Origin of the sequence: Corynebacterium sp. LK31, assembly GCF_014335015.1 — a bacterium.
GTDB classification, from domain to species: Bacteria; Actinomycetota; Actinomycetes; order Mycobacteriales; family Mycobacteriaceae; genus Corynebacterium; species Corynebacterium jeikeium_D.
On record NZ_PDGW01000011.1, the window covers coordinates 191527 to 217943 of the forward strand.

The 26417-nt window shown below is 58.9% G+C and carries 21 protein-coding genes; 16 read left to right on the plus strand and 5 right to left on the minus strand.

What is annotated here, in order from left to right:
- Positions 1–36: 36 nt before the first annotated feature.
- Together smc and ftsY are read left to right on the plus strand one after the other, a co-directional pair.
- A complete protein-coding gene (gene smc, locus CRD18_RS03130; RefSeq protein ID WP_070652930.1) occupies positions 37–3531 on the plus strand; it encodes a chromosome segregation protein SMC in 3495 nt (1164 codons plus the stop codon).
- Positions 3532–3578: 47 nt separating this feature from the next.
- On the plus strand, positions 3579–5138 hold the full coding sequence (ftsY, locus tag CRD18_RS03135; RefSeq protein WP_049171536.1) for a signal recognition particle-docking protein FtsY: 1560 nt from the start codon (positions 3579–3581) through the stop codon (positions 5136–5138).
- Between the two features lie 167 nt (positions 5139–5305).
- Here ftsY and CRD18_RS03140 read toward each other — a convergent pair whose 3' ends face one another.
- Both CRD18_RS03140 and CRD18_RS03145 read right to left on the minus strand, forming a co-directional pair.
- The gene (locus tag CRD18_RS03140) at positions 5306–6055 is read right to left on the minus strand and encodes an intestinal mucin (protein WP_070652931.1); all 750 of its coding nucleotides are present in this window, start codon (positions 6053–6055) and stop codon (positions 5306–5308) included.
- A 479-nt stretch (positions 6056–6534) separates the two neighbouring features.
- Positions 6535–7524: a hypothetical protein gene (locus CRD18_RS03145; protein ID WP_187406507.1), complete on the minus strand. Its 990-nt coding sequence runs from the start codon at positions 7522–7524 to the stop codon at positions 6535–6537.
- A 605-nt stretch (positions 7525–8129) separates the two neighbouring features.
- On the opposite strand from CRD18_RS03145, the gene ffh reads away from it, so the two are divergent.
- Positions 8130–9743 carry a signal recognition particle protein gene (gene ffh, locus CRD18_RS03150; RefSeq protein ID WP_070652933.1) on the plus strand — a complete coding sequence of 538 codons (1614 nt, stop codon included), beginning with the start codon at positions 8130–8132 and terminating at the stop codon, positions 9741–9743.
- A 16-nt stretch (positions 9744–9759) separates the two neighbouring features.
- Here ffh and CRD18_RS03155 read toward each other — a convergent pair whose 3' ends face one another.
- Positions 9760–11910: an acyltransferase family protein gene (locus tag CRD18_RS03155; protein WP_070652934.1), complete on the minus strand. Its 2151-nt coding sequence runs from the start codon at positions 11908–11910 to the stop codon at positions 9760–9762.
- 298 nt (positions 11911–12208) lie between these two features.
- On the opposite strand from CRD18_RS03155, the gene rpsP reads away from it, so the two are divergent.
- The 4 genes from rpsP to CRD18_RS03175 all read left to right on the plus strand — a co-directional run bounded on the left by rpsP (position 12209) and on the right by CRD18_RS03175 (position 14852).
- Positions 12209–12682: a 30S ribosomal protein S16 gene (gene rpsP, locus CRD18_RS03160; protein ID WP_070652935.1), complete on the plus strand. Its 474-nt coding sequence runs from the start codon at positions 12209–12211 to the stop codon at positions 12680–12682.
- Positions 12683–12826: 144 nt separating this feature from the next.
- The gene (gene rimM / locus CRD18_RS03165; RefSeq protein WP_070652970.1) at positions 12827–13321 is read left to right on the plus strand and encodes a ribosome maturation factor RimM; all 495 of its coding nucleotides are present in this window, start codon (positions 12827–12829) and stop codon (positions 13319–13321) included.
- On the plus strand, positions 13318–14205 hold the full coding sequence (trmD, locus tag CRD18_RS03170) for a tRNA (guanosine(37)-N1)-methyltransferase TrmD (protein ID WP_070605002.1): 888 nt from the start codon (positions 13318–13320) through the stop codon (positions 14203–14205). Before rimM ends, trmD begins: the two co-directional genes overlap by 4 nt.
- Entirely contained in the window at positions 14205–14852 is a 648-nt protein-coding gene (locus CRD18_RS03175; protein WP_150963187.1) for a phosphatase PAP2 family protein, read from the plus strand. Before trmD ends, CRD18_RS03175 begins: the two co-directional genes overlap by 1 nt.
- On the opposite strand, the gene CRD18_RS03180 is transcribed toward CRD18_RS03175, so the two are convergent.
- Entirely contained in the window at positions 14812–15306 is a 495-nt protein-coding gene (locus tag CRD18_RS03180) for a DUF1877 family protein (RefSeq protein ID WP_049171521.1), read from the minus strand. The two genes, CRD18_RS03175 and CRD18_RS03180, sit on opposite strands and share 41 nt — an antisense overlap.
- An 82-nt stretch (positions 15307–15388) precedes the next feature.
- Between CRD18_RS03180 and CRD18_RS03185 the strand changes: the two genes are divergently transcribed.
- Positions 15389–17704 (plus strand): Tex family protein, encoded by a 2316-nt coding sequence (locus CRD18_RS03185; RefSeq protein WP_187406508.1) that lies wholly within the window; start codon positions 15389–15391, stop codon positions 17702–17704.
- 41 nt (positions 17705–17745) lie between these two features.
- On the opposite strand, the gene CRD18_RS03190 is transcribed toward CRD18_RS03185, so the two are convergent.
- Positions 17746–18726: a DUF1648 domain-containing protein gene (locus tag CRD18_RS03190; RefSeq protein WP_187406509.1), complete on the minus strand. Its 981-nt coding sequence runs from the start codon at positions 18724–18726 to the stop codon at positions 17746–17748.
- Between the two features lie 353 nt (positions 18727–19079).
- On the opposite strand from CRD18_RS03190, the gene CRD18_RS03195 reads away from it, so the two are divergent.
- From CRD18_RS03195 to dprA, 8 genes are all read left to right on the plus strand, one after another.
- Complete coding sequence (locus CRD18_RS03195; RefSeq protein WP_070862863.1) at positions 19080–20480, plus strand: HNH endonuclease signature motif containing protein; 1401 nt, start codon at positions 19080–19082, stop codon at positions 20478–20480.
- Between the two features lie 139 nt (positions 20481–20619).
- On the plus strand, positions 20620–20961 hold the full coding sequence (rplS, locus tag CRD18_RS03200; RefSeq protein ID WP_048761860.1) for a 50S ribosomal protein L19: 342 nt from the start codon (positions 20620–20622) through the stop codon (positions 20959–20961).
- 74 nt (positions 20962–21035) lie between these two features.
- Positions 21036–21833 carry a signal peptidase I gene (lepB, locus tag CRD18_RS03205; protein ID WP_048735525.1) on the plus strand — a complete coding sequence of 266 codons (798 nt, stop codon included), beginning with the start codon at positions 21036–21038 and terminating at the stop codon, positions 21831–21833.
- On the plus strand, positions 21808–22512 hold the full coding sequence (locus tag CRD18_RS03210) for a ribonuclease HII (RefSeq protein ID WP_224783775.1): 705 nt from the start codon (positions 21808–21810) through the stop codon (positions 22510–22512). Before lepB ends, CRD18_RS03210 begins: the two co-directional genes overlap by 26 nt.
- A 54-nt stretch (positions 22513–22566) precedes the next feature.
- Complete coding sequence (locus CRD18_RS03215; RefSeq protein ID WP_005509529.1) at positions 22567–22869, plus strand: DUF2469 domain-containing protein; 303 nt, start codon at positions 22567–22569, stop codon at positions 22867–22869.
- A gap of 211 nt (positions 22870–23080) precedes the next feature.
- Positions 23081–23503, plus strand: a complete 423-nt coding sequence (locus tag CRD18_RS03220; protein WP_065421646.1) for a YraN family protein — start codon at positions 23081–23083, stop codon at positions 23501–23503.
- Entirely contained in the window at positions 23504–25036 is a 1533-nt protein-coding gene (locus tag CRD18_RS03225; RefSeq protein ID WP_049170772.1) for a YifB family Mg chelatase-like AAA ATPase, read from the plus strand.
- A gap of 29 nt (positions 25037–25065) precedes the next feature.
- A complete protein-coding gene (gene dprA, locus CRD18_RS03230) occupies positions 25066–26202 on the plus strand; it encodes a DNA-processing protein DprA (protein ID WP_070652940.1) in 1137 nt (378 codons plus the stop codon).
- Positions 26203–26417: the final 215 nt, after the last annotated feature.

The following is a 26417-nucleotide window of genomic DNA, read 5'->3' on the forward strand; positions in this document are numbered from 1 at the left end:
AGCTCCAAACCGTAACTACGGGTAAGATATTGCTCCATGTATTTGAAATCGCTGACTCTGAAGGGCTTTAAATCCTTCGCTTCGGCGACGACGATGAAATTTGAGCCCGGCATCTGCGCAGTTGTCGGCCCGAACGGATCCGGAAAGTCGAATGTCGTCGATGCACTCGCGTGGGTCATGGGCGAGCACTCCGCCAAGACCCTTCGCGGCGGCAAAATGGAAGATGTCATCTTCGCGGGAACCTCCGGGCGAAAGCCCTTGGGGCGCGCGGAGGTCACTCTTACCATCGACAATTCCGATGGGGCACTTCCCATTCAATATAAGGAAGTCTCTGTCACGCGTCGCATGTACCGCGACGGCGCAAGTGAGTACGAAATCAACGGTTCTCGCGTCCGCCTCATGGACGTACAGGAACTCCTCAGCGACACCGGCATTGGCCGCGAGATGCACATCATCGTCGGCCAGGGCCGGCTTTCGCAGATTCTGGAGTCGCGGCCAGAGGAGCGTCGTGCGTTTATCGAAGAAGCAGCGGGTGTGCTCAAGCACCGCCGCCGCAAGGAGAAAGCGCAGCGCAAACTCCAGTCGATGCAGGCTAACCTCGACCGTCTGCAGGATCTGACAGGTGAGCTTTCCCGTCAGCTCAAACCGCTGAAGCGTCAGGCTGAGGCCGCCTCTCGCGCCCAGACTGTGCAGGCAGACCTGCGCGACGCCAAGTTGCGTTTGGCTGCCGCGGACTTCGTGGATTTGCAGGACAGCCTCAATGACATTGCTGGTCAAGCCAAGCTCATTGAGGAAAAGGTGGAGGCCGCCACGGAGCGAGCCGAGATTGCCGCTGAGCGCACTGCAGAACTCGAAGCCGAACTGGAGGACATCACTCCAGCTGCCGATGCTGCCCGTGACCTTTGGTTCCGTCTCTCCGCACTCGGTGAGCGTATTCAAGCGACGGCCCGCATCGCCGCCGATCGTGCGGCCGACCACTCCGTCGCTCCGTGGGTAGGCCCAGACCCGGACTTCCTGGAGCAGCGTGCCGACGATGCCGCCACCGAAGAGGCCACGCTCGCTGAGGCTGAGGCAGAGGCCCGTGAAAAACTGGAGGAAATCCGCGGAACGCTCTTCGACGCCGAGGAGACTTTCCGCGAAGCCGAAGCGGAGCACCTCGCGGCCGTTCGCGCAATCGCCGACCGTCGCGAAGGCGTGGTTCGTCTCATTTCCGCAGAAGAATCTCTGCGCACCCGCTTGGAAGCCGCCGAGGCCGAAGCTGCACGCCTTGCCGAGCAAACCAATGAGGCCGACGAACGCCGTGCCGATGCCACTGAAGCTGTGGAAAACGCCGCGCAGGAGCTAGCCGAGGCAGAATTCGAAGGTCCCGAGCTGCAGAGTGCTTATGAACAGGCCAACCGGGAAGCAGAGCTGGCCTCTACACGGTTGAAAGAACTCCGCGCTGACGAGCGCGACCTCGAGCGCAGCGTCTCAGGTCTTTCCGCCCGCATCGAAGCTCTGGAGACCGCCCGCACCGCCGCTGCCAACGACGGCACCGCGTGGCTACGTGAAAAGCACGAGCTCGGCGTTCTCTCTGAAGTCATCGATGTCGACGCTGGCTGGGAAAAAGCGCTCACTGCCGCCCTCGGCGCGGCCGCCGAAGCACTGGTCAGCGAGGGCAGTGGAGATTCGCTTATCGACGAGCTTGTGGCCGCGGGCAAGGGTAGTGCCGTCGTTATCAATTCTGCGGATGCATCCGACTCCTGGCGCTTGGACATCACTCTACCCGCACAGGCATCCTGGCTGCTCGATCATGTGACAGTGCCCGCGGAGCTTTCAGGTTCGTTGACCTCTCTGCTCGTTGACATCGTGGCCTGCGACGACGAGCACGTCGCCCGTGAGCTGGTGACCCAGGATACTCGACTGCGCGTTGTTGACCGCGATGGTGTGCTGCGTGGCTCCGGTTGGGTAGCTGGCGGTGCTGGTGGCACTGCATCAGGTGTGGAAATCGCCGCCGACATTGCTAAGACTCGCGAAGAACTAGCAGAAGCACAGGTGCGTTTGAGTGACCTCGGTGGTGTGCTCTCCGGTGCACAGGCCGAAGAAGAGGACCGCCGCACGGACGCGGCGGCCGCCCGTGCTGCGCTGCGTGAACATCAGAGTCGTATGAAGGTCCTCACGGATGCCCGAACTCGGGCCACAGCGCAGCTGTCCGGCGTGGTGCATGATGCCGAACGCGCTGAGCAGCGCGGAGCCGAAGCCGCGGACCGAGTAACGAAGCTCCAGAAGGAGTTGGCGGAGGTCGCAGACCGCTTAGCTCGCGTTGACCGTGACCCCGAGGAGGGGGAACCGTCGACAAGCGAACGTGACCGTGCCTCGGAGGCGCTGACGGCTGTGCGCGCCATGGAAACAGAGGCGCGTCTGTCGCTGCGTACGGCAGAGGAGCGACTGTCGAGTGTACGAGGCAAGGCCGAGCGGCTCCGTCGCCAGGCTGCATCGGAGCGCGTAGCGAAGGCCCGCCATGAGCAGGCGCAGATGGCGAAGGTTGCCCAGCGCGAATTGGCAGAAGTCGTCGCGGAGCTGGCTGAGGATTTGCATGCGAAGGTCAACGTGTCGTTGGCGCGGGCAGAGGCCGATCGCGACGATGCCGAGGCGCAGAAGAAGACGGTGTCGCAGGCACTATCAGCGGCCCGGACGGAGGCAAATACGGCGCAACGTGAGCTGGCACAGCTAACGGATTCCGCGCACCAGGGCGACATCGCCCGTGCGCAGGCGCAGGTCCGCGTGACCGAGGCTGCAGAGCGCATCGTCGACCAGTTGGGGCTGTCTGTCGATGACCTGCTCGCGGACTTTGCTCCTGATGAGAACTTCGACCGCGCAGCCGTGACGAAGCAGCTCAAACAGGCGGAGAAGGATCTGCGTGTGCTCGGCCGCGTCAACCCGTTGGCGCTGGAGGAGTATAAGGCGATGGAGGAGCGCTACTCTTTCCTATCCACGCAGCTCGATGATGTCCTCAAGGCCCGCCAGGACCTCACCGATGTTGTCGAGGAAGTCGATGCCACGATCCTGCAGCTCTTCACAGACGCGTGGAACGATGTCGAGGCAGAATTCCCCGCAGTCTTTCAAACGCTTTTCCCGGGCGGCGACGGACGACTGGTTCTCACCGAGCCGGACAACCTGCTCACGACAGGTATCGAGGTTGAAGCCCGCCCGCCGGGCAAAAAGGTTAAGCGGCTGTCGTTGCTCTCCGGCGGCGAGAAGTCGCTGACGGCGCTGGCAATGCTCGTCGCTATTTTCCGCGCGCGCCCGAGTCCCTTTTACGTACTCGACGAGGTGGAAGCCGCGCTTGACGACGTTAACCTGCGTCGCCTTATTGCGCTGCTCGAGGAACTCCGCGCGACCAGTCAGCTGATTGTCATTACGCACCAGAAGCCAACAATGGACGTTGCGAATGTGCTCTACGGCGTGACCATGCGGGGCGATGGTGTGACTCGAGTAATCTCGCAGCGAATGTCACCGGCATCCGCAACTCCGTCGACAGGAGCGGAGTAAGCGCGGAGTAAGTGAGGAAGAGTCGTTGATACTGCATAATGAGAGTTATGACTCCAACTCAGTGGATACTCCTTGTCGTCGCGATTGTCGTTATTATCGCGCTGCTCTTTGTTGTGGGCTATGTCCGCAGGAAGAACCAGCGCATTTCCTTTGCGAAGGAAGATACTAAGGAACTCACCCAGCAGGAGAAGTCTGGAAATTACCAGGCCACTAGTGGTTTTAACTTCGCTCCGGCCGGTGGTGGGACTGATACCCGCGAGAAGCAGCCGGTTGAAAAACCGATGCCGAAACCGGCGGAAAAGCCGATTGAAAAGCAGGCCCCGGAGCCAGAGGAAAAGCAGGCTGATATACCTGCCGATCAGCCGGACGGTTCACTGCTGAAACCAGAAGGTCGACTGGTTATTCCGGATAACCCCACCGAAATGGAGGGGGATTATGACCGCGTAATGCGGGAAATCCCAATCGATTTGCCAACGGCCGGGGAAGAGGAATCAGAGCCCGAGCCGGAACCACAACCAGAGCCCGAAGCAGAGCCTGAGGTAGAGGTAGTTCCTGCTCCTGAACCGGAGCTGGAGCCGGAGCCGACTCCCGAACCAGAACCGACGCCAGAGCCGGAGCCGGAAGCTGCGCCGGAGCCGACGCCAGAGCCAGAAGCAGAACAGCAGATTGACTCCATCGACCCGGCTGAGGGACGTCTGGGCCGCCTGCGCGGTCGTCTGTCACGGTCGCAGAATGCAATTGGCCAGTCTGTGCTCGGCATCTTGGGCGCGGGTGACCTTGATGAGGACGCGTGGGAAGAGGTTGAAGACATCCTGGTTATGGCTGACCTCGGTGCGGCTGCGACGCAGCGTGTCGTCGATAAGCTGCGCGAGCGTATTGCCAGCCAGAAGGTGAGCACGGAAGAGCAAGTGCGCGCCCTGCTGCGTGAGGTGTTGATTGAGGAGTGCAAGCCTGAGATGGACCGCTCCATCCGCGCACTTCCGCACGAGGGCAAGCCCGCAGTGATTCTGGTAGTCGGTGTCAACGGCACAGGTAAGACCACGACGACGGGCAAGCTGGCTCGTGTACTGGTCGCCGGTGGCCACCGTGTTGTTCTCGGCGCAGCGGATACCTTCCGTGCTGCTGCAGCCGACCAGCTGGAGACCTGGGGGCGACGCGTTGGCGCGGAGACCGTTCGCGGCGCTGAAGGCGCCGATCCTGCTTCTATTGCATTTGAGGCAGTTGCTCACGGTATCGAGTCCGGCGCTGATGTGGTGCTCATCGACACCGCCGGCCGCCTGCACACCAAGGTCGGTCTGATGGACCAACTGGACAAGATTAAGCGCGTGGTGGAGAAGAAGGCTCAGGTTGACGAAGTCATCCTGGTTTTGGACGCGACGGTTGGCCAAAATGGTCTACTGCAAGCTCGTACGTTCCGGGATGTAGTAGACATCACCGGCGTTGCCCTGACCAAGCTGGACGGTACCGCGAAGGGCGGCATTGTATTCCAGGTGCAAAACGAGCTCGGTGTGCCGGTGAAGTTGGTTGGCCTTGGTGAAGGTGCTGACCACCTGGCGCCGTTTGAGCCGGAGAGCTTCGTAGACGCACTGCTCGGCGGCCGCAAATAGTAACTAACATCGATGAGTGAATTTTCCATCGATTGGTGAGTACAGCGTCGCCCGTTGCCCCCGGCAAAAATAAAGGCCTCGGAGCCACCGCGTAGATTTCTGTAGAGGATACGCGGGGCTCCGGGGCCTTTAATGTTGAGGTGCTAGGAATCTAGCGGAGAGTTGTGCTAGGAATCCTTAGAATTCTTGCGTGCGAGGCGGGTAGCTGCCACGCCACCGACCAAGAGTGCAAGAGCGGCACCGCCGAGGGCAGTCGCCTGAACACCAGTGACTGCTAGCCCAGTGTTCTTGGTCCCGGTTTTCTTACCGTCATTCTTAGGGTTGTCGGGCTTGTCGCCTGGTTTTTCCTCCCCAGGATTCTCGTCCTCCCCGGGCTGTTCGTCACCTGGGTTTTCATCGTCGCCCGGAGCGTCATCGCCTGGGTTCTCATCGTCGCCCGGAGTTTCGTCATCGGAGGTCGGACAGTAGCCGTAGACTCCGGTTGCCGGGTCGATCTTGCTCATATCACGCGGGGAACCGTCGGGGCACGTTGCGGTGTCATCAACTCCCGGCGGAATTCCGTCATTTTCTGGGGCATCTTCATCAGGCTCCGGAGTTGGGCCGGAATCATCTGAAGTGCCACAAGCACCGTAAGCCCCGGTTGCCGGGTCAATCTTACTCATGTCACGCGGGGAACCGTCGGGACAGGTCTGGGTGTCCTCAACGCCCGGTGGAATGCCATCGTTCGATGAACCTCCTGGATCCGGATTTGCAGCGTCATCTACACACTGGAAAGTACCGCCAACATTTTCAAAATGTTGACCGGCGGGGCATTCCGACGGGGCGGGGTCAGGAATCTGTGCGGTGGCGGCGCCAACGCCGATGAGCATGCCGGCTGAAGCGGCAGCGGCCACCATGGTCGAAGAGAGCTTCTTCATTTGGAAACCTCACAATGTCTATAGGAAAGCCCTGCAATCAAAGGACTTAAGGGGGAACACTGTTCACACTTTTGATTCGAATAACTAATTACAGTCTTTGGTGGTATGGGTTTGGGAAGGGGGGGGGTAAAGAGAAATTGTTGACTTGTCCAAACCCCAGTAAGGGGAAGTGGGAACTTATATTTACAACGCTGAGTGTGTACACCCGTTGTGGGTAGGGCGTTTATAGAACCAGTCACTGTCGACTCGGTAGGGGGCTTTTCTGTCTTCGCTAGCGAAGCGTGGTACCTGATTGTGTCGGGTGGTGAAAGGTGGATGGGGCGTAGAGGTTCGGTAAAAAATCGGTGCCTGTGAGGTTTTATGCTTCGGGCTATAGGAGCTATGACTTTTCGGAGGTATGGCGCACAAAAATGCTCCCGATGCTAAATAGGCATCAGGAGCATTTTATGTTTCGTTACCGGGGTAGAACCCCAAGCTTCTTAGCGGTTCTTGCGGGCGATGCGGGTAGCGGCGACACCGCCGACAAGGAGAACCAGAGCGGCTCCGCCCAGGGTGGTGGCGTCAACGCCGGTGGCTGCCAGGCCAGTGCTCTGAGTCGAAGAAGCCTTCTTGGACTCCGAGGTATTCTGCTCAGACTTCTTGGAGTCCGAAACCTTCTTTACATTCTCGGAAGAGGTCGTCTTCTTGGACTCGGAAGCCTTCTTCTCGGCCTTTTCCTTGGCCTTCTTCTCTTCCTTCGTGCACTTGTTTTCGTTCTTGCACTCAGCAGAGATCTTGATGTCAACGTTTACCTTGACATCCTTGCCGTCCTTGCCCGGCTTACCGTCCTTGCCTGGCTTACCGTCCTTGCTATCCTTGCCCGGCTTACCGTCCTTGCCTGGCTTACCGTCCTTACCGTCCTTGCCGTCCTTGCCTGGCTTACCGTCCTTGCCGTCTTTGCCGTCCTTACCCGGCTTACCCGGCTTCTCGTCGTCCTTGCCTGGCTTGTCAGCGTCCGGCTTGTCCGCGCCTGGTTTGTCAGTGTCCGGCTTCGCCTCGTCCTTGACGCAGACACCGAAGACGTTCGGGTTGCCTGGGACTGGCTTGCTCATGTCGAAGTGCTCGCCCTCCGGGCACTGCTTATCAGAAATGCCTGGGTTTCCCAGGTCGCCCGGCTGGGACTCATTGTCGCCCGGTGTTTCGGGCTTAGGGGCCTCCTGGTCCGCGACGCACTGGAAGGTTCCGCCGACGTTCTCAAAGTGCTGGCCGTCTGGGCACTTGTCCGGCATTGGGGCCGGAATTCCGTCAGTGGAATCCTGCTCAGGCTGGTCTGCGACGCACTGGAAAGTGCCTCCGACGTTCTCAAAGTGCTGGCCGGCGGGGCACTCGGTCGGCATTGAGTCCGGAATCTGTGCAGTAGCGGTGCCTGCGCTTGCAATCATGCTCGCGGAGAAGGCAGCGGCGGCGATAGCCGTGGTGAACTTCTTCATGAAAACCTCTCAAGGAGTCAAACGGTCAGAGACCAATGAATATGATTTCGCCGTTCATCCCTCATCGTGCACGGCGGAAAACAAAACCAGGCCAACTGCGGTTAACTAGGTTCATGATTAACCATAAACTGGTTGATATATGAACGGTATTGGAGGTAGTTATAGGAATAACATCAGGTGCGCAGTGGCGTGCTTTGACCTGCTGCAATGCCGCCGGTTTGCTATTTGGCTTACACCATTCCGGGGGAGGTTCTTACTAAGGGTGGCCTTAGCAAAAGCTAGCCACTGGCGTTATCTTTCTGTTACCTAGCTGGTGGTAACTGGGTTGGATAAACGTTCTTTATGCAGTAGGGCATTCATATCTGGAGGCTCGTTTAATTGTCACGTTAAAATAACGAACAGTAATCTAACGTCCTTGAGAATAAAAGAGCTTCATCCTATTGCTATTTTTTACTTCCTATTGGTTACACCCGAATCGGGGCATTTAGGGTGGGTGGGCTGCAATCGTTGTCGATAGGCGAAGCTGTAGATATGTGCCAAATGGAGTATCCAGCGGGTACGGTAGAACAGTTAAGAAAAAACAAGGCAAAAGGGGAGCTGGAAACTTGTTTGAGTCTCTTTCCGATCGTTTGACGGGTGCCCTGCGGGGGCTGGGCGGGAAGGGCCGCCTGACTGAGGCGGATATTAACGCCACCGCCCGCGAGATTCGGCTGGCTCTTCTGGAAGCCGATGTCTCCCTCGAGGTTGTCCGTACCTTCATCAAGCGCATCAAGGAACGCGCTAACGAAATTATTGGCAGCCAGACTGTCAACCCGGCAAACCAGATTATTGAGGTCGTCAATGAGGAACTGATTAACATCCTCGGTGGCGAGACTCGACGGCTGAGTATGTCGAAGCAGCCACCAACAGTTATCATGCTGGCCGGTCTGCAGGGCGCTGGTAAGACCACCTTGGCCGGTAAATTGGCCAGGTACCTCACGGATCAGGGGCACACCCCGGTCCTCGTCGCCTGTGACCTGCAGCGTCCAGGTGCGGTGCAGCAGCTGGAAATTGTCGCTGAGCGTGCAGGCGTGCCGTGCTTCGCACCGTTCCCGGGCACCAGCCTCGATTCCACCCATGAAATGGGCACCAGCGAGGACAACCCAGTTGACGCCGCGTTCCGTGGCCTCGCTTATGCTCGCCAGCATCGCCACGATGTGGTGATTATCGATACCGCAGGTCGCCTGGGTATCGATGAGGTTCTGATGAAGCAGGCTCGCGACATTCGCGATGCCATCAACCCGCATGAAGTTCTGTTTGTCATCGACTCCATGATTGGTCAGGATGCGGTAGAGACCGCCAAGGCCTTCCGAGACGGCGTTGACTTCACCGGCGTTGTACTGACCAAGCTCGATGGCGACGCGCGCGGTGGCGCTGCACTGTCTATCCGTGAGGTCACCGGTAAGCCGATTCTGTTCGCCTCCACGGGCGAGAAGTTGGAGGACTTTGACGTCTTCCACCCAGACCGTATGGCCAGCCGCATCCTGGGCATGGGTGACCTGAAGACGTTGGTTGAGGTCGCTTCCAAGGAAATCGATCATGAGCAGGCTGCCAAGTCCGCCCAGAAGATTGGTTCCGGCGAGCTGACTCTCGAGGACTTCCTCGAGCAGATGATGATGGTCCGCAAGATGGGCCCAATCGGCAACATCCTCAAGATGCTCCCCGGCGGCGCGGAAATGTCCAAGGCCGCGGAAATGGTCGACGAAAAGCAGCTTGACCGCATCGAGGCGATTATCCGCGGTATGACTCCGGAAGAGCGCGAGAATCCGAAGATTTTGAATGCTTCACGACGTCGTCGTATCGCCAACGGTTCCGGTGTGTCCGTTTCAGAGGTTAACCAGCTCATCGAGCGTTTCAATGAGGCGCGGAAGATGATGGCGCAGATGGCCGGCCGATTTGGTATGGGCGGTGGTCGCCCATCGAACCGCAAGGCCAAGCGTGGTCGAAAGGGCAAGGGCAAGAATAAGCGCAAGGGCGCTAACCGTGGTCCAACGCCGCCGAAGGCAATGCGCGGTGGCGGAATGCCCGGTATGCCTGGAATGCCAGGTATGCAGGGCATGCCGGGTATGCCTAGCATGGCTGAACTGCAGAAGCTGCAGAAGCAGATGGGTAATCAGCTGCCAGAAGGTATGGAGGACTTTGACCTCAACAATCTCGACTTCGGACAGGGCAAGAAGTAGCGGGGACTAGAAGTAGCTAGTCCCGCAGAGCCTTCTGAATCTGGCGGTCCATTTCAGGACTGAAAGTGGCCGCTAGTTCATCGGTGATGTGATTGCTGTCGCGGTAGACGTAGATATTGCCAATAACTTTACGGCAGGTGGTCGGACCGCAGAAGATGTCGGAGAAATCTAGACTGTGCCCGTTGGGGAAGTTCGCAAGAATCTCCTCAGCGGGATTTTCTGCATTTAGGGCAGTTTTGCGGTGGATAGTGCAGTCTTCTTCCGCTTCTTCGCATACGCTGGGGGAGAATTGGTCCAAGTCCTCCCGTAGCGCCCATGGGTTATCGCGGATGGCGAAGAAATCAATTCCGCGTTCTTGTAGAGCAGCGAAAAACGAAACGTAACCATCCGGTGTGTAGTCGCCCGGCTGCGGTGGGTCCGCCTGGAACAAGGGTCTGGTTGAAGTGGTGAAAACCATCTTTGGCTGAATCTCGTCAATTTTCTGCAGAGCCTCGAAAGTCCAGGCCACGCAGATATCGCCGACTCCGTGGATCGGTTCTAAGGTCGCTGGACAGCCTTGTCGGAGAAGAACCACCACTCGGTACCCGTTGTTTTTGCCGTAGGCATCAATCGGGGCAAACCAATGTTCCATGTGCGAGCCGCCGACGATGACAATCGATTCACTAGCATCTGGATCACCGTAGACACACGGCTGGGTCTCATCGCGCCAACGGCGATTCGGCGGGAAGTATCCGACGTCCTCACCGCCTGTCGCAAGGCAGCCATCGAGGGCAGGTTCCGGCCAAAGGTCCGTGATGAAATCGGTATTCGGCTTTGTGGCTGCCTTGGGGACCTCGTACCCGTCGGTAAGCGCGAGTGCACCTGGATAGACCTCTGGATCTAGGCTGGTGGCGGAGGCGCGATCGACGCGCACCTGTTGCACGTTGACAAGGCTGGACATGCCGACCAACGCAATGACGACAACAGTGCCGACTGCCGCTAGACGACGAGCCGGGCGACGATGCTTCATTGCGTGGATTGCATCGCCAACGACGGGCTGAGTCCGGGTCGGTCGGCGAGTCGATTGAGCCAGCGGCAGCTCGACATACTTGTTGGTGAGTTTGGCCAAAATAAAGGAAACGACGATCACTGTGGTGCCAAGTTTCAGCCCCGGAGTATCGCGGTTGAGGTAGTTTATGGCCAGGATGAGAAGAGGCCAGTGCCACAGGTAGAGCGCGTAGGCGCTCTGGCCTACTTCGCGCATTGGGCGGCTGGCCAGGAACTTGGAGATCCAGCCCGCCTCAGGGCCGGCGATAATAATCAGCGCAGCACCACCGAGGGGCCATAGGGTCCAAGGGCCTGGGAACTGTGCGGCGCCGTCGAAGATGAAACCGGTGGAGACTACCAGTGCGAGGCCGATGCTGGCTAACAGCACTCGAAGTGGCTTGGGCATGGGGATGGAGCCCCGGACAAGAATCAGTCCGAGTAGTGCGCCGAGGCAGAGCTCCCAGAGGCGGCTGACAGTGGAGTAGTAGTTCCAGCCCTGGTTTTCGGAGTGCATATAGAAGGCATAGGCAAGCGAGCCGAGAGTGATAACTGCCAGCAAAGGGGTGAGGATTCGGCGGAGTTTACCGCCGGTAGCGTCGGTGCGCTTCGCCTCCACCGGTGAGGTAACCGCGCCGACAATCTGGGGTGAGCGCGTCATCCAGGCGAGTAGGGAGATGAGCAAAATGGAGCCGAGATAAAACTGGCCCTGCACCGACATTGACCACAGGTGCTGCAGTGGGGAAGTTTCGCTCTCTGCGGCAGCGTAGTCCGAGCCCTGGAGTGCCAGTTCATAATTTTGGTAGTAGAGCAGGCTGGCGCGGAGTTGCTGGGCAATGTCGATGGTGCGAAGCGATGGAATGAAGTAAATGACAAACAGGGTTGTCGCGAAGAGGACCAGCACCAGTGTCGGGATTAGGCGACGCAGCGTCCGCCAGATACTCCACCACGGATTGATGGACTGCCTGGGGTTGATGGCATTGCGGTACTGCGCGCCGAAGAAGAAAAACCCGGAGAGCAAGAGGAATACGTCCACACCACCGGAAACGCGGCCGACGTAAACGTGGAAAAGGACTACGAGGGCAATCGAAATGCCCCGTAGTCCGTCCAAGTCATACCTATATTGGGTGCCGGTGGTTTTCATAGAATGTTACGTTACCGCACTGTCAACGACGTTCAGCATTAGTGGGTATGCAGCGTTTCGAGTGCGCAGTTTTGTTAATTTCCAAAAACTGCTGGTAACATACCTCGAGTTGTCTCAATGAGAATCCTCAGCTGAGGCACGACTGCGAATTCATCGGATCCGGCCACGGCCGCCCGGTGGTCACGCGCAGTGTAAATATCCCAAGGGCAAAACCGGTCCGAGGCACTTCGTTAGTAATTACTCGTGAGCTCGGATGCATAAGTATTGTCCAGTGACATAGAAGAAAGAGGAACTCCTCATGGCAGTCAAGATTAAGCTGCAGCGCCTGGGTAAGATTCGTACTGCTCAGTACCGCGTCGTCGTTGCTGATGCTCGTACCCGTCGCAACGGTGCGGTCATTGAGAACCTGGGCATCTACCAGCCGAAGGAAGAGCCGTCGATCATCAAGATTGACTCCGAGCGCGTTCAGTACTGGCTGGGCGTCGGTGCACAGCCGACCGAGCCGGTTCTGGCTCTGCTGAAGGTCACCGGCGACTGGCAGAAGTTCAAGGGCCTCGAGGGTGCAGAGGGCACTCTGAAGGTTGCTGAGCCGAAGCCGACCAAGCTCGAGCTGTTCAACAAGGCTCTGGAAGAGGCCAACAATGGCCCGTCCGCTGAGGCCATCACCGCTAAGCGCCGCGAGGCCAAGGAAGCAGCTAAGGAAGCTGAGGAGGCCGCAAAGGCTGCCGAGGCTGAGGCTGCTGAGTCCGAGGCTTCCGAGGACGCCGAGTAATAAGGACGCTGAGTACGCCGCTTAGCTAATCCGGGCGCTACCTTATACTTCAAGACGAAGTGTTGGGTGGCGCCTTTTTGCTTTACGCGGGGTGTTTTACAGAGCCTTTATAAGAGAGGGAGTGTGCGCGTGTCGGTAGCTGACATGGTGCTTATTGGCCGAGTGATCAAGCCCCACGGTGTGCGCGGGGAAGTCGTCGTCGATGCGACAACGGATGACCCGGAAGGGCGTTTCGCAGTCGGGGCCACGCTGTTGGGTGTACAGGCCGGCCGTGAGGAACAGCTGACTGTGAAAACGGCACGCCCGCACCAGGGGCGTTTGCTGATTCGCTTCGAGGAGATTCCGGGCCGCAATGAGGCCGAGCGTCATCGGGGTATGAAGTTTTATGCCGAGCCCGTCTTCGAAGACGAGGACTTTTATGACTTTGAACTTGAAGGCCTGCGCGTAGTCCATAACGGCACCGATATAGGCGAGGTCACTTCTATCGTCCGCGCGCCCGCTCATCGTCTCCTTGAAGTCACGCTTGACGACGGGGCCCGGGAGGTACTCATCCCTCTGGTAGAGGAAATCGTTCCGGAAGTTGACCTTGAGAATTCTACTGTCACCATCACCCCGCCGGAAGGACTGTTGGAGCTGTGAGCTTACGTCTCGATGTAGTCACAATCTTCCCGGAGTACCTCGAGCCACTGCGTCATGCGTTGCTGGGCAAGGCAATTGAGCAGGGCATTTTGAGCGTCGGCGTACACAACCTGCGCGACTGGGCGCCAGGTGTACACCAGGCCGTGGATGACTCACCCTACGGCGGTGGCCCCGGCATGGTTATGAAGCCGGATGTCTGGGGTCCCGCCCTCGACGAGGTAGCGGCGCTGAAAGCGGAGCAGTCGCTCACGTCCGCGGTGCCACATTTGGACAATGTCCGCCATGATCAGAAATTGGGTTTGGCCGAGGAATCTTCCTATGCTGCAGCGGAAGTGCCGTCGTTAAGCGAAGAAGATTCAGCGAAGCCCCTGCTGATCGTCCCGACCCCGGCGGGCGAGCCGTTTACGCAGCAGATGGCGCAGGAGTTCTCACACGAGGAGCACATTGTGTTCGCGTGCGGGCGCTACGAGGGCATTGACCAGCGCGTTATTGACGATGCTGCCAACCGCTACCGCGTACGTGAGGTCTCTATTGGCGACTATGTGCTTATCGGCGGGGAAGTGGCGGTCCTGGTGATCGCCGAGTCCGTCGTGCGGTTAATCCCTGGTGTGCTGGGTAATCGCAAGAGCCACGAGGAGGACTCGTTCTCTGACGGTCTGCTCGAAGGGCCGTCGTACACGAAGCCGCGCGAGTGGCGTGGTCTGGAAGTGCCGGATGTCCTGCTCAGCGGCAATCACGCGCTGGTGGACCGTTGGCGGCGCGAGCAGTCACTAATCCGCACGGCCGAGCGCCGCCCCGATTTGCTTGCCGACGTCGACCTCAGCGCCCGTGACCGAGAAGCAATTAAAGAAGTCATTGAAGAAGTAACGGAGGAGAACCGCTAGTGGCACGTGCTCGAATTGCGCGACCCCGGCATGTCATTGGTTGGTTAGCTGTCCTAGGTGCACTGGCGTGGTTCACTCAGACGCAGCTGGCGGGGAGCGTGGATCAGTCGTTTGCGGGCTGGGTCAGTGACCTGCATGGGGCGCGGGATGGCCGCGTCGATAGTTTGATGCTGGCTTTGAGCGAGATTATCCGGCCGATTTACATCGCGCCGGTCACGCTTGTTGCTGCGGCACTCCTGTGGTTCCGCTTCCGTGCGTGGGCGTTGCTACTGCCGGCGTCATTCGGTTCGTCGATTGCGGTGACTTATGCCATGAAGTGGTTTTTGGACCGCGACCGACCGGGTGAGGAGTTCTCGCTGGTCAACCTACATGACGCGGCGTTTCCTTCTGCACATGTGGCAGCGGTTACTTCCAGCGGTATGGCCGCGATGCAGCTTGCCATCCCCGTATTGCGCCGCACAGCCCGCAAGCTGCTCGACCTGGCCATCATCGCGCTTATCGGCGCCGTGGCTCTGTCGCGCGTGTGGGTCGGGGCGCATTGGCTCACCGATGTCATCGGCGGCCTCATTGCCGGAGTTATCGGCTTAGCAGTTGCGCTGCTAGTTCTTAGGAGATGGCCACGAGCACGGCGCTACGCGCTGCCTTAGTCTCCTCGTAGAAGGCCACGAGTTCGCGGTACCGCTGTGTCGCAGTGGCTTCGTCGATAAGCGAACCATTGTCCGTGATGCGGGCGGCAAGATCGATGCTTGCCAGCGTCTGGTGCACGTCGCCGACGCGATCGGCGCGGATGACTGCAGACAGCGGCTTGCGGCAGACGCGGTCGGCGCCGAGGATGGCCTCCGCCAGCGGGTCGCCGAGTGCCTGGCCGTCGATGGGATTGCCGGTCAACGTGCGCAGCAGGGACTCCCAGTCCGTGTCGATGTCCAGGGCATCTTCGTCCGGAACGTCGACGAAGTGCTGCAGGATAATCTTCTCCGCGCCGTCGGTAACAAGCCCCGCCGTGCCGCCGTCGCTGGTCGCCGCAGGTGCTGCGACCTCAACTAACCGCGCTGCCTCCTCATCGGAAATGCGCAGGTATTCGGCACAGAGTTTCTGCTTCATGGGGCTCCTTTTCCGGTGTTTACTGCGAGCCTTCTGCGGGGCGTTCGCCAATTGGTACTTCCACGATAGTAAAGTTGCCCGGGTGATTTCATCAGTAATTGCCCGAGAACTCGCCGCCACTGGTGCGGACGTTGCCGAAAGTGCCGTCGCCGCCGCTATCAAGCTTCTCGACGAAGGCAACACCGTGCCTTTCATCGCCCGCTATCGCAAGGAAGTAACCGGCGGACTCGATGACACACAGCTGCGTTTCATCGAGGAACGCGTCGTCTACCTGCGCGAACTAGAAGAGCGCAAGCAAACGATTCTCGCCGCTATCGAAGAGCAGGGAAAGCTTAACGACGACCTGAAGGCCGCCATCCTCGCCTGCGACACTAAGGCGCGGTTGGAGGATCTCTACCTGCCGTACAAGAAGAAGCGCAAGACCAAGGCCGATATTGCACGTGAGGCCGGGTACGAACCGCTGGTGGAGGAGCTACTGGCCGACCCCGCCGCGGACCCCGAGACTCTAGCCACTAAGTACGGCGAGGCAGCTGGTAAGGATGCGAAGGACGCTCTGACCGGTGCCCGTGCCATCTTGGTCGATCGCTTCGCTACCGATGCTGATTTGGTTGGCTCTGTCCGTGAGCAGGTGTGGTCCTCCGGTTCCGCCGCCGCTGCCGTGGTGGAGGGCAAGGAGACTGCGGGTGCGAAGTACCGTGACTACTTCGAGCACAACGAACCTCTGGACACCATGCCTAGCCACCGTGTACTGGCCGTGCTTCGCGGTGAGGCCGAGGGCATCCTGACTCTCAACATCGATGCGGGTGAGGATGAGACCTACGAACACATGATTCGTGAGGCCTTTGAGCTTCCCGACGGCGGTGCCTCCAAGTGGATTGACCAGGCCGTTCGTTTCGGTTGGCGCACCAAGTTGGAGGTGTCCGCTGCCCTCGATGCCCGCACTCGACTGAAGGAGCGCGCCGAGGCCGAAGCCGTGGATGTCTTCGCCCGTAACCTGCGTGACCTGCTGCTGGCCGCACCGGCTGGCCAGCGCGCCACTCTCGGCCTGGACCCGGGATACCGCAATGGTGTTAAGTGCGCCGTTGTCGACTCCACTGGCAAGGTGCTCGACACTGCCATCGTCTACCCGCACCAGCCGCGCAATGACTGGTCCGGCGCCAAGGAGCAACTGGCCACTCTCTGCGCCACGCACCGCGTGGAGCTCATGGCCATCGGCAACGGCACCGCTTCCCGCGAGACCGAAACCCTGGCCCGCGAAATCGCTGACCTGATAGCTCAGGCCGGTGGCAAGAAGCCGACCCCTGTGGTGGTTTCTGAGGCCGGTGCTTCCGTCTACTCCGCATCGTCCCTGGCAGCAGCTGAGTTCCCGGACATGGATGTATCTCTCCGCGGTGCCGTATCGATTGCCCGCCGCCTGCAGGACCCGCTTGCTGAACTCGTCAAAATCGATCCGAAGTCCATCGGTGTCGGCCAGTACCAGCACGACGTTTCCCAGACCAAGCTCGAGCACTCTCTCGATGCCGTGGTCGAGGATGCCGTCAACGCTGTCGGTGTGGAGGTCAACACCGCTTCCGCACCGCTGCTCGGTCGCGTTGCTGGCGTGTCCTCGACTGTTGCGGACAACATCGTCGCTTACCGAGACGAAAACGGCGCTTTCACCTCCCGCAAGGAGCTGCTGAAGGTTCCGCGTCTTGGCCCGAAGGCCTTCGAGCAGTGCGCCGGCTTCCTTCGCATCCACGGCGCTAACAACCCGCTGGATGCCTCCGCCGTGCACCCGGAGTCCTACCGCGTCGTCGATGCCATCGCCGCTTCGACCGGCGTTAGTGTCCAGGAGCTCATCGGCAACTCCCGTGTCCTGTCCAAGGTGCGTGCTGCAGACTTCGTCGACGAGTCCGCAGGTATCGGACTTCCCACAGTCCAAGACATCTTGACCGAGCTGGACAAGCCCGGCCGCGATCCGCGTCCCGAGTTCGTCACCGCCACCTTCAAGGAAGGTGTGGAGAAGGTCTCCGATCTTCAGCCCGGCATGATTCTCGAGGGCACCGTCACCAACGTCGCGGCCTTCGGCGCCTTCGTCGATGTCGGAGTCCACCAGGACGGCCTCGTCCACGTCTCCAACATGGCTCGTGGTTTCGTCTCCGACCCGCACGAGGTCGTCCGCTCGGGCGAGGTGGTCAAGGTGAAGGTTCTCGACGTTGACGTCGAACGCAATCGCATCGGTCTATCGCTCAGGCTTGACGACGACGCCTCGGATGCCAAGCCAAAGCGTGACGGCGGTCGCCGTGATGGTCGTGGAGGCGGCCGAAAGCGTGGTTCCCAGAATAAGAAGCGCGGTGGAGCCAACCGCGGTGGAGGCGGCGGTTCCATGGCCGACGCGCTGCGCAGGGCAGGCTTTTAGCGCTTGATCTGTTAGCGCTTGATTTATTAGCGCATAGCCTATTAGCGCATAGCGTCGATGCGGCTGTTGATCTCACCTGCGACAGCCGCAGCCATTCCATCCGGTACGGCGATGGTGTAATCGGACCCCGAGGTCTCAATCTTGACTGCCTCGCCTGACCGTGCCGCCACGGTGATGCGGCCATCATTGCCAAGTCGAAGCCCAATACCGCCACCGTCGGCCCAGTTATAAGTGGCGGGCTTCGCATATTTGATGGTTCGAAGCTCAATGGGGTGTTTCATCTTCAGCGGTCCACAGCCGTTAAAAACGGTAATGGAATCTGTCTTCGGGTCCGTGTCTAGTGTCATGCCGGTTTCATATGCGATGAGGAATAGCGGCGTGCACAGCAGAAAAACAATGCCGAGGCTTGGCAGGAACACTGCGAGCGCTACAGACACCACGCACCAGACTGCGAGGGCGATCTTGACGCCCTTAGAGATGGTCACACTGACGTCGATGGGAGTCGGGTCTCCTTCTCGATGGGGTAACTGTGGCGATGTCGGCTCGGTGACCGTGGCGTCGGTAAGCGAGGAGTAGTCCTTGAGGCGGCGCGTCACGAGCAGGGCCGCTACTAGGCCGATGATGACGCCGGCTATTGCATAGATCCAGCCGATTCGGGCGGTCGTAGGGTCCGTCGTGCCGATTTGCGGGATGATAATCGCGAATTCAACGCCGATTAAGAAGCCGCAGAGAGCGAGGTTGGTTATTGCAATTGGCTTGCGTACGATAAGCGGCGTACTGGTCTTGGCGCCGAGCCAACCGATCTGCGCACATGCTATGACGATGATCGCCATAATCAATGTGCTTTGAATCGGCGGCATGAAACCGTCGGGAGTGTCGGTACCGCTCCAATGCGTTGCTAATTGCTCCGGTAGTCGGTCGGAAATGGCAATTACCCACAGAAGCTGTGCAATGGCCAGAACGCACGGGGCGATGATTGTTCCCCGAACAATCCAGGGGTCAAAGCGTGGAATTTGCTGCATGGAGACAATCTAGCAGTTGGGGGCGGGTGTTTTGTAGCAACGGTCAGCGGCGGTCGGCGGCGTTCGTTATTGGTGTGCTGTATCAGCGTGACGTTGTAGCGAGCGGTTGTAGCGTGCCGTCTTAGTGTGCGCGGAGTTTCGCCAGAAGATGCACCTCGTGACATTTGATAACACACTCAATATCGCACTCGAAAATACAAGCGAAAAAGTTTTATTAAAGGGGTTGTAAAATCGAACGGGCGTGCTAGAATGGGGGTATCAAGAACAAAGTGCTTGAGCTTCTCTTCTTGGCGTTGAGCTAGTGGTATTCACTCGTCCTCGACACTGAGCGGGGTTGGGGCTTTGGGGGAACAATGTCTGAAAAAGATAGTCCGGCCAAACAACCGTCCGATGTTTACCAAGCGGCTCTGCTGCCTGAAGCGCCGCAGTTTTTCCACGAGTCATCCACGAACCAGTTGGCGGTGGCGGGTATCCAACGCAATCGCCTGGAACTGGGTATAGCTTGCGGTTGCACGCCGAAGTCGCTTGAGATTGATGTGGATGCATACATTGCTGAAATCGCACCCGAGTTGGGTATTTCCCGCGGTAAGGCGCTCGAGTATGTGGAGGTCGGCATTCAGTTAGCGCGTATGCCCCGGCTGGGTGCCTTTATTAAAGCTCGAGCTCATTTGCCCTTTGCGCATCTGATCACCATTGCTCGCGCGACAGCGCCGCTCCACGATCCAGAGGTGCGTGCAGCTGTTGAAGAAGAAATTGCCCGCTTTGTCATTCCCCGAAAGCATGGCGAGGCACTCCGGGGAGTTCGCAGCCTACATAAATTCCTGCAACGGGTTATCGAAGAAATTGAACCTCAGCTTCGCCCCAAAAACCTTCCGGGTGATGTCGATCCGCTGCTTCCTGCAGGAGAACGCGAAATAGTGGGAGAGAGTATTGGTTTTGAAGAGAGCGACAACTTCGCGGAAGTTTTTATGGAGCTGGAAAAGACCCGCGCTCTCGAATTCAAAACCACCCTCGAGTCCATCTCCAGCTCAGCTGGCTGCACCCGAGTCGAAGCTTTGACACACCTCATCCGCGGCACCGCCGAGGCAAAAATTGTACTCAACCTATACTGTCCTGCCACAGAGGAGCGCCCCCGCACCGCCTGGCTTGGCGGCGTTGGCTGGATCTCGCAGTTAGCTACGCAGGCGTGGATTGATAAGGTCACGCATATTCGTATGCTTGCCGACGAAACCGCGGAGGGCTACGCCCCAACCGAAAGTCAGAGAGCCTTCGTTAAAGGTCGGGACGGAACGTGTCGCTTTCCGGGGTGTGATGTACCCGCGGAGCTCTGCGACATTGACCATATTGAGCCGTACGACAAAGAGCACCCAGAGGAGGGCGGGGCAACGGAAACGCCGAACCTCCACTGCCTCTGCCGCCGGCACCACAACATGAAAACAGCTGGTCTGTGGAATGTTGCACGTGATCGGGGTGGGGTGGAACTGTGGACGTCGTCAAGCACGGGCAAAAAGGCGGTGAGCCTGGAAGATGGGCCGCTCGCCGGGCACGGACGCTACACCTTTGACAAACGGGGACTGCGAATGGCGCAGGCGTTGGCAGAGTACAACGAGTATCGCCAGGAGCTGATAGAGCAATCGCGGAAGCTGGTCGAGGATGCGCGCAGGGGAGAAGACGCCGATACTCTTAAACCGCAAGACCCCCAGGCCCCACAAGATCCACAAGACCCGCCGAACATGGATGAGTTTGGTTTCTGACCAGGGGGTGTGTAATAATTTCCAGGTTGTCTTTATAGGCAGCTTTACCTGTTTCGGGCATGAACCGGCCGAGCGTCCCTCTGTGGGAAAGCGCCGCCAGGGTCCTCTGTCTATGCAAAAAGTAAAGGAATAAGTTTCCATGAACATTCTTGACAAGGTTGATGCAGCATACCTGCGCGACGACATTCCGGAGTTCCGCGCTGGTGACACCGTCGAGGTCGACGTAAAGATCGTCGAGGGTAAGACCGAGCGTATTCAGGTCTTCAAGGGCGTCGTTATCCGTCGTCAGGGCGGCGGCGTCCGCGAGACCTTCACCGTCCGCAAGGTATCCTTCGGTATCGCTGTTGAGCGTACCTTCCCGGTGCACTCCCCGAACATCGACGAGATTCGCGTTGTCTTCAAGGGCGACGTTCGCCGTGCGAAGCTGTACTACCTGCGCAACCTGCGCGGTAAAGCTGCACGCATCAAGGAGCGCCGCTAGTCTTTTGGCGCAAAATAATCCCCATCGAGTGTTGAGCTCGGTGGGGATTTTTCTATCGCGTATAGTCTTTTCCCATGACCGACGACGATTCTCGCGAACAGACTGACGGCCAAAAAGAAGACCGTACTGAAGGCTTGAAAGGCTTCCGGAAACTTGACGAGGAGCCTGAAAAGCACACTCCGTGGTACATCGAGATTCCAATCATTATCGTGATTGCCCTGCTCATCAGTGCTGGTGTGCAGTCCTTTATCGGCCGTGTCTACGTGATTCCATCCGAGTCGATGCAGCCGACGCTCAACGGATGTGTCGGGTGCACCGGTGACCGCATTTGGGTGGATAAGGTTTCCTACCAGTTCTCAGATCCCAAGCCCGGCGATGTTGTCGTCTTTAATGGCCCGGAGTCCTGGAATAGTAACTACGTGTCACAGCGTTCTACTAACCCGGTGGCAAACTCGCTGCAGACGGTTGGTTCCTGGATTGGCCTTGTCGCCCCTGATGAAAATGCGTTGGTCAAGCGTGTGATTGCCACGGGTGGGCAGACTGTGCAGTGTCGCCCAGGAGATCCCGGCATCATGGTTGACGGCAAGATGACAGACCAGGATTTCATTAAAACTCCAGCAGACAAGCCGGTGGTGGATAATCTTGGCTCAGAGCAGTGTGGTGGCCCGTACTTCGGGCCGGTAACAGTGCCGGAGGGGCATCTGTGGGTCATGGGTGATAACCGCACCAACTCCGCGGACTCTCGCTATCACATGGGCGACGAGCTGCAGGGTACTGTGCCACTGGATAACGTCGTCGGCAAGGTGCAGGCAATCATCCTGCCGTTTAACCGCATCGGTGGCGTCGATGATCCGGACATCCAGCACAACTAGTCAGCACAGTCTGCTCACGCCGCCGGCGCCGAAACTGCGGAGGCTGAAGCAGTCGCGCACGATAGAGGTCGCGCTGGCAAAGCGCGGCTTTGGACCTGTAGCCGGGGTCGACGAGGCTGGTCGCGGCGCCTGTGCAGGCCCGATAGTTATCGCCGCCTGCTGCCTTCCAGAACGCCCTATCGCAGAGCTGGATAAGCTCACCGATTCTAAAAAGCTCACGCCGGCCGCACGTGAACGGCTCTTTCCGCTCATCCAACGCTTCGCCACCTCTTTTTGCGTGACGACGATTCCCGCGTCCTACATCGACCAATTCGGCATTCAGGACGCGAATGTCACTGGAATGCGCCGCGCGGTAGCCGGGTTGGGACAGCGTCCTGGCTATGTGCTTACCGACGCACTCAAAGTGTCTGGCTTCACGGCACCCTATTTGCCCGTGATTGGTGGTGATTCCGCTTGCCGATGTATTGCTGCTGCGAGTGTCTTAGCCAAAGTCACCCGCGACCGCATTATGGTTGACCTATCGGAGAAGTATCCGGATTATGGTCTGGCGGGGCATAAGGGCTACGGCACGTCATCGCATATGGAAGCGATTTCACGCCATGGCGCAACCCCGGAGCATCGGTGGTCATACCGCAATGTGCGCTTGGCACACGCGGAGTATCTTGAGCACCCCGAATAGACCAACATGTACAAAAAGAGCAACATGTAAACACTCGAAGGAGCCGTCGCGGTCGTGAGCGCAGAAGATCTAGAAAACTACGAGGCCGACGTTGAACTATCCCTGTACAAGGAGTTCCGCGATGTCGTTAGTCAGTTTTCGTACGTTGTTGAGACGGAGCGCAGGTTCTACCTTGCTAATGCTGTGGAGCTGATTCCGCACAACAGCGAAAACGAGGTCTATTTCGAGCTGCGGATGTCGGATGCGTGGGTGTGGGATGTCCATCGCCCGGCTCGGTTTGTCCGCTACGTGCGCGTTATCACTTTCAAGGATGTCAATATCGAGGAACTGGATAAGCCTGACCTACGACTGCCGTAGCTTTTATAGCTTTTCATCTCTTGGTATAGCTAGCTGCTAACAGTTATCCACAGTCGAAAAATTATCCACAGTTTGGGCCTTCCGAGCATCTATCGGAAGGCCTTTGTCATGCCCGCTGTGCAAGAGTGTTTCCGAACCGCCAAGGCGGCAAAAGTCTAGGCACTAAACAGCCTAGGCACAATTCAACGGGGAACCAGGGGGACCGGGGGCTATGACACAGAGCTTTGAAGAACTAACCACGAGACAGCTCGGCGCGTTTGGGGAGGATTTCGTCGCCGAGATGTTGGAGGACCAGGGGTGGGAAGTTATTGCTCGGAATGAGCGGGTGGGGCGCTATGAGCTCGATCTTATTGCTGAAGATGTTGACGGCAGGCTGCATTTTGTGGAGGTAAAAACGCGGCGCAGCTCGCGAAGTAGTCAGTTTGGGGACGGCAGAGAGTCCATCACAGCAGCCAAGCTTCGTCATTTGCGCAAGGCGGCGGCACAGTGGCTGTCAGAGAGTTCTACCTACTGGTTAGAGTCCGTAGTTATCGACTGCGCAGAAGTCACAGTGTCCAGCCCTTCGTCCGGTCCTCCAGTCGTTGCAGTTACGTACATTCCCGCAATCAGCGACGCGATCATGTGGGACTGCTAGATGACTGTCGGTACAGCTCTTGCAGTCAGCCTCAGCGGCATTGAAGGAACTATTGTGCAGGTGGAAGCCGATGTTGGGCGTGGCTTGCCGGGAATGTATATCGGTGGGCTCGGCGATGCCGCCGTCGGAGAAGCCAAACATCGCGTGCGCACGGCGGTTGCTAACTCGCAGTTGCCCTGGCCGAAGACAAAAGTCGTGGTGAGTCTGTCGCCGGCGCATATCCGCAAGCACGGCACTAGCTTTGACCTCGCCATCGTCTGCGCCATCCTTATCGCAACCAGCGATGACATGGAGGCCCGAGGTCGTCTCCGCCACACGGTTCTCATTGGCGAACTTGGGCTCGACGGTTCCATTCGACCGGTGCGTGGAGTGCTGCCGCAGGTCCTTGCCGCCCGCGAGGCCGGTGCCCGTTGGGTTGTCGTCCCCGCCGCCAACGCCGCCGAGGCCGCGCTCGTCGACGGCATCGCAGTCTGCACCGCAGCCGACCTCACACAGCTATGGGGCTGGGTACTCACCGGCTCAGGTTTGACGACCGCGCTTAACGACGACCCCAGCGAACAAGCCTTCTCGGTAGACCTGGCCGATGTCGATGGCCAACCTGAGGCGCGCTTCGCCCTCGAGGTAGCCGCAGCAGGTGGGCACAATCTGTTCATGCAGGGTTCTCCGGGAACTGGGAAGTCCATGCTCGCTGAGCGCTTGCCCACAATTCTGCCGCCATTGCAGAAGTGGCAGCAGCTGGAGGTCACCGCGCTGCATTCGGTGGCCGGAGCGCTCGATACTGCGGACACTCTTGTCCAACATCCGCCGTTTGTGGCTCCACATCACAGCGCGACTGTGGCAGCGCTAGTCGGCGGCGGTGCTGTGCCCAAGCCCGGCGCGATTAGCCTTGCCCACCATGGGGTGCTCTTCTTGGACGAAATCACCCTCATGCGCCCGGCGGTATTGGATGCGTTGCGGATGCCGATGGAAAACGGGGTGGTCGTCCACCTGCGTACGCACCATCGAGTGACTTTTCCGGCGAGAACACAACTAGTCATGGCGACCAATCCCTGTCGGTGTGGGGCGGCGTATGCCAGCGAATGCACCTGTTCTAGTACCGAGCGAGCCAAGCATGGTCGCGCATTATCGGGCCCGCTACGCGATCGCATGGATCTCAACGTCACGCTCAGTCCTGCCGGGGCCAAGCTGGGAATTAAAAACAAAGCACACAATGAGCCCTCCGCGGCCGTTCGCGATCGGGTACAGGCCGCACGTGACCGTGCCCGCCATAGGTGGCAGGCCCTGGGGCTTGCCGACGAAGCAGCCGTCACCAACGCGAGTGTGCCACGCTCGCTTCTCCGTCGTCACGCGGGCTTAGACGAAGAAGCGATGGCGTTATTGGACTTCCAGTTGAGGAACGGAGAGATTACCCAGCGGGGAGTGGACAAAGTAATCGCAGTGGCGTGGACGCTCGCAGATCTCGGGGGAGTAGACGCGTTTACCTTCGAGCACGTGCAACGCGCCTGCCAGCTGCATGACCGCGAGGGCGGCTAATACAACCGAACCATTATCAAGGGGGAGAAATGGACGAAATTCACGCGTGGGCTTACCTGAATCGTGTGGTAGAGGCGACGCATCCGCAGATTGTGCGGCTCGTGACGGAGTTTGGGCCGGTAGAGGTAGCAGAGAGGATCAAGGCTCGCGCCGGGCTGCCGGAAGGTCTGCTCAATACGACGCAGGCGCGAGCCGACGTTGACCAGAGCGGCCACGATTTGGAGCTGGCGGCAGCGATGGGGTGGCGTCTTATTTATCCGGGGCACCCAGAGTGGCCGGGGGAGCTGCTGTCCTGCTTTACGACGCTCGAAGTCCGTGACCGCGCCGATGCACCACCACTTGCGCTGTGGGTGCGTGGCCGTGACTTGCGGGACGTGGTCAGTGAAGCGGTGGCGATTGTCGGAACGCGGATGGCCAGCAGCTACGGGACACAGGTGGCGGCCCAATTCGCGGGGCAGTTCGCGAATGCGGGGGTTAGTGTCATCAGTGGTGGTGCGTTGGGTATTGATGCCGCGGCGCATCGAGCTGCGCTCGACGCTGGCGGCACTACGGTTGTGGTCGGAGCCGGTGGTGTAGGGGTTGACTATCCGCGGGCGCATGCAGAACTCTTCGACGGGATTGCAGAGCGGGGTGCGCTGATTACGGAGTATCCACTGGGGGTGCGACCTGCGCGGCATCGGTTTTTGACTAGGAATCGTCTGGTAGCGGCCCTATCGCGAGCAACCACAATCGTCGAGGCGGGCTGGCGTTCAGGGGCGCGCAACACAGCGCACTGGGCAGTGAGGCTAAACAAGCCCTTGGGAGCAGTGCCGGGACCGGTGACGCTGCAAACTACCTCTGGCTGTCATGACCTAATCCGCAGTGGCGAGGCTGTCCTGGTGTGTAGTGCCGATAATGTGCGGTCGCTGTATCGGTCAGTTGGCACAGTGAATGAGGATGCTCAGCTTGAATTGTTGTGGGAAAAGTCGGCGGTGCAGAAGCTTTCTCGAAACGAGCTCGCTGTCTACGACTCTCTGAATTCTGCGGAGCCAACGCCGGTGGGAGAAGTCGCAGCGCAGGCGGGATTGGCCGTGGCGCTTACGACACATTTGTTGCTGGAGCTGCAGGGACGGGGGCTGACCAGTCGGGTGGAGGGTGGGTGGTTGCGCCAGGAACAGAAGCGTTAGTGAGGCGCTAATAAAGCCTTCTGCAGAGAATCTCGAAAAAATCTTGAATTAGGTATTGCAATTCTCTGTACGCTCAGTAATATAGGCAAGGCAAGCCTAAGTAACTGTTACGGAAACGGGCTTGTGACATGGGTGAGGCAATAGGGCAGTGGCTCTGGCGAAAGTCGGAGTCACTGCCTTTTTCCGCTGTCTGGTGAGGTCTCGCGGTGTGCATC

What these genes read in the sequence shown, in the direction of transcription:
- rimM (WP_070652970.1), top strand. Translation starts at nt 12,827, where the DNA reads ATGGTGCTTATTGGCCGAGTGATCAAGCCCCACGGTGTGCGCGGGGAA.
- CRD18_RS03180 (WP_049171521.1), bottom strand. Translation starts at nt 15,306, where the DNA reads ATGAAGCAGAAACTCTGTGCCGAATACCTGCGCATTTCCGATGAGGAG.
- dprA (WP_070652940.1), top strand. Translation starts at nt 25,066, where the DNA reads ATGGACGAAATTCACGCGTGGGCTTACCTGAATCGTGTGGTAGAGGCG.
- lepB (WP_048735525.1), top strand. Translation starts at nt 21,036, where the DNA reads ATGACCGACGACGATTCTCGCGAACAGACTGACGGCCAAAAAGAAGAC.
- CRD18_RS03225 (WP_049170772.1), top strand. Translation starts at nt 23,504, where the DNA reads ATGACTGTCGGTACAGCTCTTGCAGTCAGCCTCAGCGGCATTGAAGGA.
- CRD18_RS03220 (WP_065421646.1), top strand. Translation starts at nt 23,081, where the DNA reads ATGACACAGAGCTTTGAAGAACTAACCACGAGACAGCTCGGCGCGTTT.
- CRD18_RS03195 (WP_070862863.1), top strand. Translation starts at nt 19,080, where the DNA reads ATGTCTGAAAAAGATAGTCCGGCCAAACAACCGTCCGATGTTTACCAA.
- rplS (WP_048761860.1), top strand. Translation starts at nt 20,620, where the DNA reads ATGAACATTCTTGACAAGGTTGATGCAGCATACCTGCGCGACGACATT.
- CRD18_RS03155 (WP_070652934.1), bottom strand. Translation starts at nt 11,910, where the DNA reads ATGAAAACCACCGGCACCCAATATAGGTATGACTTGGACGGACTACGG.
- ftsY (WP_049171536.1), top strand. Translation starts at nt 3,579, where the DNA reads ATGACTCCAACTCAGTGGATACTCCTTGTCGTCGCGATTGTCGTTATT.
- rpsP (WP_070652935.1), top strand. Translation starts at nt 12,209, where the DNA reads ATGGCAGTCAAGATTAAGCTGCAGCGCCTGGGTAAGATTCGTACTGCT.
- smc (WP_070652930.1), top strand. Translation starts at nt 37, where the DNA reads ATGTATTTGAAATCGCTGACTCTGAAGGGCTTTAAATCCTTCGCTTCG.
- CRD18_RS03210 (WP_224783775.1), top strand. Translation starts at nt 21,808, where the DNA reads ATGATCCGGACATCCAGCACAACTAGTCAGCACAGTCTGCTCACGCCG.
- CRD18_RS03140 (WP_070652931.1), bottom strand. Translation starts at nt 6,055, where the DNA reads ATGAAGAAGCTCTCTTCGACCATGGTGGCCGCTGCCGCTTCAGCCGGC.
- CRD18_RS03190 (WP_187406509.1), bottom strand. Translation starts at nt 18,726, where the DNA reads ATGCAGCAAATTCCACGCTTTGACCCCTGGATTGTTCGGGGAACAATC.
- CRD18_RS03145 (WP_187406507.1), bottom strand. Translation starts at nt 7,524, where the DNA reads ATGAAGAAGTTCACCACGGCTATCGCCGCCGCTGCCTTCTCCGCGAGC.